Source organism: Vibrio splendidus, assembly GCF_024347615.1.
Lineage (GTDB): Bacteria > Pseudomonadota > Gammaproteobacteria > Enterobacterales > Vibrionaceae > Vibrio > Vibrio splendidus.
Genome location: NZ_AP025508.1, coordinates 788,880 through 801,618, shown reverse-complemented (window position 1 = coordinate 801,618; position 12,739 = coordinate 788,880). Strand labels below are relative to the sequence as shown.

The window sequence follows — 12,739 nt, the reverse complement described above, 5'->3', positions numbered from 1 at the left end:
TTTAGGTAAGAATAGATGCTTGATATCAATCACATCCGAGAGCAGTTTCCTGCGCTATCACAAACCATCAATCAACAACCATTGATTTACTTAGACAGCGCGGCAACGACACAAAAACCTCAGGTGGTTATTGATGCCATTAGCCAATATTACTCCAAACAAAATGCCAATGTTCACCGTGGTAGTCATAGCTTAACAGCGAACGCGACCAGTCAGTTTGAAGCGGCAAGAGATAAGGTCGCTCAGTTTATTGGTGCAAGATCTTCAAAAGAGATCATTTGGACTCGCGGTGCCACCGAAGCACTTAACCTGATCGCTCAAACCTACGCAAGAAGTACCCTTCAGCCTGGCGATGAGATCTTGGTTAGCGAAATGGAGCATCACGCCAACATTGTGCCTTGGCAAATTGTGGCAGAACAAACCGGGGCTAAAGTCGTTAAAGTACCGATGACATCGGATTGCGAATTTGACCTAGTCGCGTTTGATACGCTTTTAAATGAACGAACCAAGATTGTTGCATTGGCTCAGATAACCAACGTGACGGGTTCTCGTCAGCCAATTGAAGCTGTCATAGAAAAAGCACACAAGATGAATGCGATTGTTGTGGTCGATGGCGCACAAGGCATCGTTCATGAGCCAGTTGATGTTGCTGCTTTAGGTGCGGATTTCTACGTATTCTCAGGGCACAAGCTCTATGCCCCTGCCGGTATTGGTGTGCTTTACGGCAAACTTGAATTGCTTGAAGCGATGCCACCTTGGCACGGTGGTGGAAAAATGGTTGAGCGCGTCTCTTTTTCTGGCACTACTTTTTCACAGCTGCCTGGGAAGTTTGAAGCGGGTACGCCAAATGTGGCCGGCGCGATTGCATTAAGCACCGCGATAGAATGGTTGAGTGGTTTTGCACAGCAAGATGTCGAAAATCATATCCACCAGCTTCAGCACGAAACCTACCGTGCACTCAGTAAACTAGATGATATTCAGGTTTTGGGGTATCAGCCCAACGCAAGCGTGATTACTTTTGTGATGGATGGTGTTCACCATCAAGACATTGCGACACTGTTGGATCAGCAAGGGATCGCGGTACGTGCAGGGCATCATTGTGCTCACCCATTAATGGATGCGCTTAATGTGAAAGGCACGGTTCGAATTTCATTTGGTATTTACAACAACATGGATGACGTTGATAAGCTTATAGCTGCGATAGAAAAAGCCGTTGATATGCTTTAGGGGATGGCGAGTAGCAAATTATTTAGGGTTGGCGTTTAGCGTCAACCCTTTTTGTTTCTGTGTATCTGAGTGATATTAAGCACTTAACTCTTGGATTTGAGCAACAATCGCTTTTAATCCGTTTCCGCGAGATGGGCTTAGGTGGGTAATTAAACCGATGTTTTCAAAGTAACCATCAATATCAAACGCTTGAACCTGCTCTGATGTTTTTCCATCATACGCAGCCATCACTAATGCAATCAGACCGCGCACGATACGAGCATCAGAATCAGCACAAAAGTGCCAAACACCGTCGATATTTTGAGAAACCAACCACACTTGGCTTTCACAGCCAGAGACTATCACCTGCTCACTTTTCAGTTCATCAGGCATCGTTGGCAGTTTCTTACCCCATTGAATCACTTGGCGATAACGGTCTTCCCAGCCGCTGAATGTCTGCATCTTCGCGACAATATCATCACTGGTAATTTCAGTGCCGAATGGAGAGCTTGGGAATGTGGTCATTTTAATATCCAGTCGATTGTTAATTGAGTAGAAGACATTACTTAGAGTGCTTTTGAATCAGCTTTTCTACGATACGTGAAACAGCCACAAAACCAAAAGTCGCGGTGACCACTGTCGCAGCGCCAAAACCCGTCGCACAGTCCATGCGTTTTGGACCTTCCGCTGTTGCTTTCGCAGCACATACACTGCCGTCAGCTTGAGGGTATTTCAGCTGTTCAGTCGAGAACACACAATCGATACCAAATTTACGCGCAGGGTTCTTAGGGAAATTATGATGACGACGAAGGGTGTCTTTTAGCTTCTTCGCTAGCGGATCTTGAATCGTCTTAGTCAGATCGGCCACTTTGATTTGAGTCGGGTCGACTTGCCCCCCCGCACCACCAGTGGTGATCACCTTGATTTTGTTGCTACGACAATATGCCAATAGTGAAGCCTTAGCTTTCATGCTGTCAATCGCATCTAATACAAAGTCGAACTCTTTCGATAGGTATTCAGCCTGATTATCAGGGCCGATGAAGTCGTCAATCAGGTTCACTTTACACTCAGGGTTAATCAGCTTAACGCGCTCTGCCATCACTTCGATTTTGCTTTTACCAACCGTGCCCGACATCGCGTGGATCTGACGGTTGATGTTAGTCACGCAAACATCATCCATATCGATCAAAGTCAGCTCACCTAAACCGGTACGAGCAAGCGCTTCAACCGCCCATGAACCTACACCGCCAATACCGATCACACACACGTGTGCTGCTCTAAGTATGTCTACTTCACTATTGCCATATAGGCGACGAGTGCCACCAAATCGTTGGTCATAGTTTTCTGAAGCTGGAGTGGTCAATTCACGCATTGTTGCCGCCAATTTATTTCTGAGAAAAAGAAAAGAGTGCGTTTTATACGCACTCTTGAATTAAAAGTCTAGGGGATTAGCGATTCGCTTTCAATGCCCTATTTTATTGTTGTTTACTCGACCTTTTCAGGAGGTAAAGCCCAAGGCGCTTCGGTTGCACTGCCATCTAAGCCAAGCTTCCATACACGACCAAAATGCTTGTAATGACCCGCTTCAGTTCCCGCTCTTGGCCCCATACCGTGGTAGAGATCTAAATGGTTCTGCTTAACTGCGCCACCGGTATCCAAAACCAGTAACAGTCTGAGTTGGTGCGCACCGCTCCAAGTACCATCGGCATTCAGTAATGGAACCTCAGCCAGAATTGGCGTCCCCATAGGCAATATAGAGCGATCACCCGCGACTGCCGCCATAGGTAATAAAGGAATCCCGGCGCTACCCATTACTGACAAATCATCTCTAGCACTAAAGAAAACGAATGATGGGTTTTGCTCAAGCAGCTCTTTGACTACTTCAGGATCGTTTGCCAATACCCACTCTTTGATTGCTTTCAGTGACATTTTTTCGCGTGGAACTAAGCCTCGTTCAATCAGAACACGGCCAATGCTCACGTAAGCTTTATTGTTCTTACCTGCGTATGCGAAATACTGCAACGTATCGTCATCACCGAAATGCACGAATCCACTGCCCTGCACTTCCATCATAAAGGGATCGATACGGTTCGCCGAGTAACCTAACTCAAGGCCCTGACCTTCTAATGCACCGTTGTAGATCTCTTCGCGGGTTGGACACTCTTTATCGCACTCTGGAAGTCCATAAACAGGGAAACGGTATTCTTCACTCGCTTCGTGGCGTAGCTCCATTACGGGAGAAAAGTACCCCGTGAACAAAACGTTGCCTTGCTTATCACCACCGCCCAATTGAGCAGTTTGAACGCCAAAGTTAGCGAGCTCGCTTGGATCTCCACTTTGCATCGCCCACTCATTGAGTTGCTGATAAAGCGGCTCATAGATTTTAGCCATCGAAGGGGATTTAGAAACCACCATTTCAGCTTGCTCTGCAAATGCGGTGTAGTCTCTTGGTTTATTGGATTCAACCTGATCGACCTTATTTAAGGTGCGAGAAAATTCGTCATCAAGGTGTTGTTGAGCAAGATCAGTCGGTTGAGCACAGCCAAATAAGAAAGAGGCAGCGACAAGGGGAAGCCATTTTTTAATCACAAGAGTCATCCTAAAAATTCTATGCATCGAGGATGACAAAAACAGTCAGATAACACAATCGTAGATTGTAAGAGTTTACAATAAGATAACCTATCGGACTGAGTTCTCGATATGGCCTTTAAGGCGGAAGACGGGATTGTAGTGATTATCAGAATCGAGCACCATTTCTGTGTTGTCAGAATTGGTCATGCGGAAGCGATAGGTTTTATCACCCGCTTTATATTCGAAGTAGTTACCATCAAAGTCAAAACTCGTCGAAACAACAGATCCACGCACTGACACGCCATTAGCGTTTAGTCGAAACTCGTCCGTCGCATAATGTGCAACGTCCTGCTCTACCCACGTACCGTATATCAGATTGTCGGGCGTTGCCGCATCTTGTACTCGGGAAAGCACATCACCGAACAAGGAAACCACAGCAAACGATCCCACCAAAGCTAAAACCATTAAACAGCGTTCAATAATCTTACGCTTCAACTTAGATTGATTGCGTTGCTCAGCTTCACTGTAGAGGCTTTGGGTAATCTCATCGATCTTGTTCTTTGTTGCTGGAGCTTGTTGCATTCGGTTACGACTCATAAAGATGCTATATGCATTCTACACTGAGACAGTTTATATAATGAACCCTAGATGAGAATAGTTTGCGCTTTATTCCAAAAAAGGTGTTGTTTACATTTGAATTTAAATGCTAAATTAGCGAATAAATAAACACAAATGGACTTGTTCTGTGAAATTAAGAAGTACAGCGCTAGTAAAAGGTTTCAGACAATCAACCCCTTACGTGAACGCTCACCGTGGCAAAACCATGGTTATTATGCTTGGTGGCGAAGCCGTTGCCGATAGAAACTTTGGCAACATAATTAGCGATATAGCCTTACTCCACAGCCTTGGGGTAAAAATTGTTCTCGTTCACGGAGCAAGACCACAGATCAACCAACTATTAGCAAGGCAAGATTGCCACACGCCTTACCATAAGAATATTAGAGTTACTGACGAATATTCTTTAGGTGTCGCGATGCAGGCTGCTGGCCAACTACAACTTGCCATCACAGCTCGACTTTCAATGAGTCTAAACAACACCCCGATGGCAGGCACTCAACTCAATGTAATGAGTGGTAACTTCATTACCGCTCAGCCGCTAGGTGTCGATGATGGTACGGATTATTGCCACAGCGGGCGTATTCGTCGAATAGACATCGAAGGGATTAATCGCACACTTGACCAAGGTTCTATCGTCCTTCTTGGGCCTATTGCTAGCTCCGTGACTGGCGAAAGCTTTAATCTGCTTTCTGAAGAGGTCGCAACCCAAGTTGCTATTCGTTTAAAGGCCGACAAGCTGATTGGTTTTTGTTCAGAGCAAGGGGTAACCGATGAAAGCGGTAATGTACTCGCCGAACTCTTCCCTAAAGACGCCAAGCAAATTCTAGAACGCTTAACGGAATCTCAGAACCCTAAAGAAGATATGAGCACTGGTACGTTACGCTTCTTAAAAGGTGCTATCTCTGCTTGTCGTGCTGGAGTGCCTCGTTGTCATCTAATCAGCTACAAAGTGGATGGCGCATTAATTCAAGAGCTATTCTCTTTTGATGGTATTGGCACCCAAGTGGTCATGGCAAGTGCCGAGCAAGTAAGACAAGCTCAGATTGATGATATCGGTGGCATCTTTGACCTCATTCGTCCACTGGAAGAACAAGGCATCTTAGTTCGCCGTTCAAGAGAACAGTTAGAGCAAGAGATCTATCGCTTTACCATTATCGAAAAAGACGGCCTAATTATTGGTTGCGCTGCGCTATACGCGTATCCAGAAGACCACATGGCAGAGATGGCCTGTGTTGCTATCCACTCAGACTATCGCGATGGAAACCGTGGCCAGTTACTGCTGGATTACATGCGCCATCAATCAAAATCTCGTGATATCGACCAGATCTTTGTCCTTACTACGCACAGCCTTCACTGGTTCCGTGAGCAGGGGTTTTACGAGATAGGCGTGGACGAGTTACCGATGGAAAAACAAGGGCTATACAACTATCAGAGAAACTCAAAAATCTTAGCGCTAAACGTATAAATAAAGTTTTGGAGCGGAATCTCAATTTAATGGAAAAATAATTGCAAATGTAATCGTTTACTATATGAGATTTATCAAATATGCACTTTCACTCACACGAATAATTGTATAGAATTTAGGCGCTTTATAATATTAACAAATGTTTTTATTGGAATTGCCATCTCGATAGTCATATCGAACTCATTGAGATGGTCACTGCACGGATTGCTATACCCGTTGACGGTCAGCATGCTAACCATTAGCTCTGCTCGTTAATATAAACAGCAAAAAGAGCAACATTGATATGAGAACCATTGTTTGTAACTCGCTGCAAAGTTTTTGGGATATGGCTGATAACCAATTCTTAGAAGGGCTAGACGTACACTGCGTGTTCCCTGTTAGCGAGAATCTAAAAGAGTTTATTTTGAATTGCCAAGCAAAGTACAAGATAAACCATATATCGTTTACTCGAGCGTTTTTAAGCAAAGAGTCTTAATAACGTTCAAAGCAACCAGGGATGGTTGCTTTGTGTTTATCTAGCTCTAAGTTCAAGCCCTTTTCTAGCGGCCATTAACGACTAATTCGTTAAGCGACTGCCTAAACCACTCACTCGCTCTGTTTTCACCTTAATCCCACGCTTCAACACATTTGTGTCGCTGAACATCATCAGTCGTTTCTTAGCACGCGTAATCCCTGTATAGATAAGCTCTCGCGTTAAAATAGGGCTGAAGTCTGGCGGTAAGATCATTAAGGTCAAATCAAATTCACTGCCTTGAGATTTGTGTATCGTCATCGCATAAGCGGTCTCATGATCGGGGACTCGGCTTGGTAGTACAGCTTTCACGCTGCCATCTGGCAACTCAAAATACACCTTCAGTCTAGGTGTGGAATTCGCACTATTTGACTCTAAAGTCGTTGAATCGGCTTCGAGCATACAGATACCAATATCACCATTGTACAAACCTAAACCATGATCATTACGCGTCACCATGACTGGTCGCCCGTGATACCACAATTCATCATTATGAGGGCTCACCAAACGTCTTGCGGCAAGCGCCCTTTCGATTCTGTGGTTGAGGCCTTTAACACCAAAGTCCCCTTCACGAATAGAACACAGCAATCGACATTGGCTGAACAAATCGAGCACAGATTTCGCTCTCGCTTCTTGGGTTTCTAATTCTTCTAACGGCACATTCATTCGGTTGAGGTACGCACCATACTCGTTAACCAAGGTACGTAGCATCAAATTATAGCTGTCACTCGACAGGGGATGATTTTCGATATCCGCAAACCCTTTCGCAAACACTTGATCAACCTGATTAGCAGAGCCGTTATTGATCGCTTTTGCCAGCTGCCCAATACCGGAACGCGCATCAAAACGGTAACTCTTCTGCAGCATACACAAGCTATCAGCAATCGCAGGCGGATTCACCGATCCAGCTTTGTCTTGCCTTGGTTTAGCTATCGCATCAAAACCTGTCATCTCTGCAATCAAATTGCCTTGCGCTGTGCTGTACCCTGCAGAGTTGAATGAACAGATATCACCGAGCACAGCACCTGCCTCTACTGAAGCGAGTTGGTCTTTATCACCCAATAAGATGAGCCTTGCGTGCTCAGGAAGTGCATCCACCAGCTTATACATCATCGACAGATCAACCATAGAAGCTTCATCCACGACCAAGATATCAAGGTGGAGTGGATTGCGTCGGTTATATCTAAACTCAGCACGGTTAGGAATCGCGCCGAGTAACCTATGTAAAGTACTGGATTCAGTCGGTATGTTGGCTTTTACTTCAGGCGCTAATGGCAGCTGTTCAATCGCTTTGCCAATCGACTCGGTTAAACGCGCCGCGGCTTTACCTGTCGGTGCCACTAGCTTGATCGTCGGTGTTTTGCCTTGGCTGAGCGATTGCTCGACCATCGCCGACAGTAATTTGGTTACTGTGGTCGTTTTACCGGTACCCGGCCCACCAGAAATCACCGTAAAACGACGACTCAACGCTACCGCTGCCGCGACCTTTTGCCAATTCAAACAAGCAGATAACGGCACTAGACTATCCAGCACATCTAAATCGGTCACTTGTTTAGCTTGAACAATCGCTTGGTCTATCGCGCCCCAATCTAGAACCTGCTCATTCACAATATCTAGATGGTCACACACCAGTTGTTGGCGTAATACCTGAGACGTTTGTTGGTTTGCTTCAGCCTTGGCTAAGGCATTAAACAGAAAATGGTAACTGCGTGGGAATAACTGATTCAACGTTTCGGTTAGCGCTTTTTTCTGCTCAGAGTTGAACTCTACTGGCTTACTTAAACGGTTTAAGGTCTCAGCCAACACAACTTCGTAGTTCCAATAACGCTGTAAGTAGACACGCTGTCCATCAAACATCAGCGGCTTAACGCAGTCATTCGTTGTACCTACTAGGTTTGACGATTGAAGTACCGCCACCCAATCAATACCTAATAACTTTTGATTCAATTGCAGGGCAGTTTCACCGTACAACCCAAGTAACTGAGCAAGATCCGCCGTTTGTTCAGGGCCTACCGTATACTGCTGTATAAGCTGAGTACAAATATGCCCCTTGCCCAACTCATGGCTCACCACCCCAGCGAGAAAACCGATCTCTTGAGAGTGACTCGTCGCTTGCTGCGCAATAAAACGGGCAAATTGATAATCCAACTGACGAATCGAACCCTTTTCTACAAGAAACTTGAGTACATCCATTAACTGCTCAGGGATAAGTGAAACTGGCTTAACAGAGTTCGCTGTTTCTATGCTGGTATTAGTGGTCGTCGTTGTCATTATAAAAGCCCCATCTGTCCAGTTTCATTGTCATTCAATTGTGCTGAACGTCTGTCTATCACTTTACCGTCAATCAATTGATCCATTTCATCGAGCAAAGCCAGTGTTGGTTTAGCCGAGAAAATACCTTGTTGAGATTGGCCGTCCATTCCTCTTAGAAACAAGTAATAAACCCCACCGAAATGTTGTTCATAACTGTAATCTACAACGCGACTGCGTAAGAAGCGGTGCAATGCCAACGCATAGATTTGATATTGAAGATCGTAACAGTGGTCAGCCATCGCCGATTTCAATGCCTCACCATGGTAGACGGCAACGTCATCACCTAAATGATTCGATTTCCAGTCGAGGACATAGTATTTACCTTGGTGCTCAAACACTAAATCGATGAAGCCTTTCAACATGCCTTGCACGGTTTGAAAGCCAAGGTCACCCGCTTTTGCTGATAGCGGATCGTGATACTGAATGGTTTGATTCAATTCAGATGCAGCCAACACTTCGATCGGCAATAAGAATTCCATCTCGACCAATCGTTGCGTTGAGTCTTTCTCGCTAAGTTTTAGATTTTTACCATCCAACGCGGTGTTCAGCACCGTATCGACAAGTTGTTGAAGCACGGGTAGCCACTCGAGTTCGTATTGCTCTGACTCTAATAAGTGAGTGATTACTTGCGCGTTATGTGCGCTGGTTGCTGGCTCGGTAAATTCAACATCCTCAAACAAGGTGTGCAAGAAGGTACCTGGACGAGCGCCACGAGGGAAGGTGAATATAGAACGTTCAGGTTCTATCAACTCAGACTCGTCTTGTTCATCCGCCGAATCAATATCAAAGCCAGACACCTCAATGGTCGCATCATGGCTTGCTCCGTGGCTGCCCTGTTTGACTAGTCCTGAGTAACTGGTGATACGCCAAGCTCGGTCAATTGAAGCCTTGAGCTCACTGGCCTGTAAGTCGTCACTCACTTGTTCTGCTTGTACAAAAACTTGCTCGTGAGCGGTTGGTGTTTCAGACAGCAATACGCTTGAATTCTTACCCTCAATCGCTGACAGAGCTTGATGTAACTCGGCGATGCCTTGCTCTTGTCCGTTTTGAACCAAGTAGCCCATCGCACTTAAGTGAACGCCAGTTGGCTCTTTAGTTGAACGCCCTTTACGTAGCGGTGCCATGCCAATGAAACATCCATAAACAGCACGAGTCAGCGCCACGTAAATCAAACGTAAGTCTTCCGCCAATCGCTCCTTATCGGCTTGCGCTAAAGCACTGTCGCTACCGGTAATATCAAGCACTGTGGTATCTGAATCGTGGTCGTAGAACTTACCTTCACTCGCTTCACGGTAACTCGCCACAAACGGCAGGAATACTAGATCATATTCCAAACCTTTCGATTTATGAATAGTGACGATTTGAACTAAGTTTCTTTCTGATTCAAGGCGTTGAATGTCGTCGTCACTACCGCCTAAACCATTTTGTGCATCTGAGATTGCTTCAGCCAGCCAACGCAACAAGCCATAGTCACTGTCGAGTTCCTGCCTTGCTTGTTGCAACAATTCGCCAATGTGCATTAAATCAGTGAGTGAGCGCTCACCATTTTCTTCTTCCAGTAAGCGTTCCGCGAGATGTCGTTTACTGATCACGCTGCGAAGCATTGGCAACACGCCACGTTGTAGCCATAACTTACGATATTCTCGAAATTCGTTAACGACGTTTTCCCAAACCACTTCATCATTGTTGAGTTCATCCAATGATGCGGCATCCAAAGCAAACAACTCTGAGGCTAAACTGGCGCGCAATGCACGGTCGTTTTCAGGTGTCAGCACCGCCTGCAACAAACGTTGAATATCTTGTGCGACCAAGCTGGTGAACACACTGTCTCTGTTCGACAAGTAGACACTCGCAATGCCTTGCTCAGACAGCGCGTTCTTGATCAGACGACCTTCACTACCGGTTCGAACCAAAACAGCAATATCACCCGCATTCACGGCATGTTGTTTTTTGCCGTTATCAAAATAGGCTTGTTGATTTTGAGAAGCGGTCAGAATGGTTTGAATTTGACTCGCTGTCGCCTCGGCCATGGCTTTGTGATATTCGCCTTTCGGCAATGGCTTATCTTCCGCTTCTTGTAGCCAAAAGGTCAGTGCATGCTGGGTTTCTCCGTTCATCACCCATTGGCGTTTATCAGCCGATGGGCTAGCAGCAACGGGTAAGAATGGAATGTCTTGATCGTAGATAAACGGGCTATCCGAATTCATAAACACTTGGTTTACCGCGCTGACCATATCAGCACTCGAACGCCAGTTAGTCCCTAGCGTGTAGTGAGCACTAACTTGGTTTCTCGCTTTGATATAGGTAAAGATATCTGCGCCGCGGAAGCCATAGATAGCCTGCTTCGGGTCACCGATCATAAACAGACCACACTGCGGGTTATCGAGGTAGATTCGGCTAAAAATACTGTATTGCAGCGGATCGGTATCTTGGAATTCATCGATCATCGCCACTGGGTATAAGGTGCGGATTCTCTCCACAAGCAGTGACTGATCATCCACATCAATCGACGCGGATAACTGAGTCAACAAATCATCAAACGATAACCACTGCTTTTGCTGTTTAGCTTTGGCTAACATGGTTCGGCAATGGGTAATGGCATGCGCCAGCAATGGAGCTTTTAGATCTGCTGGAGAATTTAAGAAGTCCTCAATCGCTTCGAAAACGGCGTGCTGAGGTGCAGTGCCTTTCGGTGTTTTTTCAATTAAAGTGGCTTGTGAGAACTTCTCTAGTTTATCTGGAAACTGGTAATCATGAGTGTCGCTCTGCGCCCATGCCGTGACCGCTTCTAACCAAGTCGGTAAAGACTTCTTGGTGTAGCTACGCTTGTTCACATCTGAACCTGAAATCAAAGCCAAAAAGTCCGCTTCGGATTCGCACCACAACGCCTTAAGTTGCTTCACTTTATCTAGGTTTTGATTGTGCAGAGTTTGCAGGTCGCCCGACATTGCTTCGACGGTTAGCTTTAGTGGAGAACCCGTCAGATAACGATTTACGTCAGCCAATAGAGAAGCGGGAGAACCCCAGATATTACGAACCTCACCTGCTAATTGAATTGGCAATGGGTAGAACTGTTTACGCCAATAGTCGGCAACCACTTGTGCTTTTAGGTGGCTTTCATCGGTCACAAATTCATTATCAAAGCGGCTTCCAGACTCGAAGGCATTTTGAGTCAACATTCGCTGACAGAAACCGTGAATGGTGTAGACCGCTGCTTCATCCATTTGTCTTTCAGCGTTAAGCAGAGTTTTAGCTGCGCCAGCATGATCATCGATGGCTTGTAACAAAGGAGCAATCACTGGGTCGTCACTTTGCCCACGTGCAAACGCAATCCGTGCATCATGGATTCGAGCACGAATACGATCACGTAGCTCAGCCGTTGCCGCTTCAGTAAAGGTCACAACCAAGATTTGGTCCACGGTCAGTGGCTCATGGTGCCGAGTAGCTTCAGTCAGATCACCTTGCGGTGCAGCCGTGCCGTGCCCGAGCAGTAGGCGCAAGTACAAGCCAGCGATGGTAAATGTTTTACCCGTACCCGCTGATGCTTCAATTAAACGCGCGCCATGAAGTGGAAACTTCATGGTATCGAGTGTCTGTGGAGTGATTACCTGAACACTGCTTGTGGTCGTCATGCCTTACTGCCTTTTGATAGATGAGTCTGTTAAAAATGTGACTATTGCTATAAATGTGACCTAGCGTGGAAAACGTCATTCAATTTACGCCCTACGCTAATTTGTTAATAGTTAGTGCGATCTCTCTCACGGATCAATTCAGATCGCCTCGCTACTATGCGCCCACGAGTTCAGGAGAGCGTACGAGTTTTGTACTTTTCGGCGTTACTTTGAACCACAGAATAATGGTCCCTCTGACCTGTGGCCGTACAGCGAACGCCCTACACTAATAATGATTTACTGGCGGCCACTTTATTTCCTGTACCTTGCTTCTCTTCACCTTGATTCCCTTCACCTGGAAAGTAAGCATCCCAAATGCTGACCAGCAACTCTCTTTCGTTTTTCATTAATTCAGCACACTCGTTATCGATCTTGTCGATCACA

The 12,739-nt window shown here is 45.8% G+C and carries 10 protein-coding genes; 3 read left to right on the top strand and 7 right to left on the bottom strand.

Going from position 1 to position 12,739, the window contains the following annotated elements; all coding sequences use genetic code 11:
• Positions 1 to 15 precede the first annotated feature (15 nt).
• Positions 16 to 1,227, top strand: a complete 1,212-nt coding sequence (gene csdA / locus OCU90_RS03505) for a cysteine desulfurase CsdA (protein WP_061024025.1) — start codon at positions 16 to 18, stop codon at positions 1,225 to 1,227.
• A 75-nt stretch (positions 1,228 to 1,302) separates the two neighbouring features.
• On the opposite strand, the gene csdE is transcribed toward csdA, so the two are convergent.
• The 4 genes from csdE to OCU90_RS03485 all read right to left on the bottom strand — a co-directional run bounded on the left by csdE (position 1,303) and on the right by OCU90_RS03485 (position 4,359).
• Positions 1,303 to 1,731 (bottom strand): cysteine desulfurase sulfur acceptor subunit CsdE, encoded by a 429-nt coding sequence (gene csdE, locus OCU90_RS03500; protein ID WP_061024023.1) that lies wholly within the window; start codon positions 1,729 to 1,731, stop codon positions 1,303 to 1,305.
• 37 nt (positions 1,732 to 1,768) lie between these two features.
• A complete protein-coding gene (tcdA, locus tag OCU90_RS03495; RefSeq protein ID WP_017079921.1) occupies positions 1,769 to 2,578 on the bottom strand; it encodes a tRNA cyclic N6-threonylcarbamoyladenosine(37) synthase TcdA in 810 nt (269 codons plus the stop codon).
• 113 nt (positions 2,579 to 2,691) lie between these two features.
• Entirely contained in the window at positions 2,692 to 3,804 is a 1,113-nt protein-coding gene (mltA, locus tag OCU90_RS03490; protein WP_061024021.1) for a murein transglycosylase A, read from the bottom strand.
• An 81-nt stretch (positions 3,805 to 3,885) separates the two neighbouring features.
• Positions 3,886 to 4,359: a DUF2850 domain-containing protein gene (locus OCU90_RS03485; RefSeq protein ID WP_061024019.1), complete on the bottom strand. Its 474-nt coding sequence runs from the start codon at positions 4,357 to 4,359 to the stop codon at positions 3,886 to 3,888.
• A gap of 163 nt (positions 4,360 to 4,522) precedes the next feature.
• Here OCU90_RS03485 and argA point away from each other — a divergent pair, with 163 nt between their 5' ends.
• Positions 4,523 to 5,860 carry an amino-acid N-acetyltransferase gene (argA, locus tag OCU90_RS03480; RefSeq protein ID WP_061024017.1) on the top strand — a complete coding sequence of 446 codons (1,338 nt, stop codon included), beginning with the start codon at positions 4,523 to 4,525 and terminating at the stop codon, positions 5,858 to 5,860.
• 283 nt (positions 5,861 to 6,143) lie between these two features.
• Positions 6,144 to 6,335 (top strand): hypothetical protein, encoded by a 192-nt coding sequence (locus OCU90_RS03475; RefSeq protein WP_004735192.1) that lies wholly within the window; start codon positions 6,144 to 6,146, stop codon positions 6,333 to 6,335.
• An 81-nt stretch (positions 6,336 to 6,416) separates the two neighbouring features.
• Here OCU90_RS03475 and recD read toward each other — a convergent pair whose 3' ends face one another.
• From recD to OCU90_RS03460, 3 genes are all read right to left on the bottom strand, one after another.
• Complete coding sequence (gene recD, locus OCU90_RS03470) at positions 6,417 to 8,642, bottom strand: exodeoxyribonuclease V subunit alpha (protein ID WP_061024015.1); 2,226 nt, start codon at positions 8,640 to 8,642, stop codon at positions 6,417 to 6,419.
• Positions 8,642 to 12,316, bottom strand: a complete 3,675-nt coding sequence (recB, locus tag OCU90_RS03465; protein ID WP_061024013.1) for an exodeoxyribonuclease V subunit beta — start codon at positions 12,314 to 12,316, stop codon at positions 8,642 to 8,644. Before recB ends, recD begins: the two co-directional genes overlap by 1 nt.
• 260 nt (positions 12,317 to 12,576) lie before the next feature.
• Positions 12,577 to 12,738: a hypothetical protein gene (locus OCU90_RS03460; protein ID WP_017084450.1), complete on the bottom strand. Its 162-nt coding sequence runs from the start codon at positions 12,736 to 12,738 to the stop codon at positions 12,577 to 12,579.
• Between the last annotated feature and the right edge of the window lies 1 nt (position 12,739).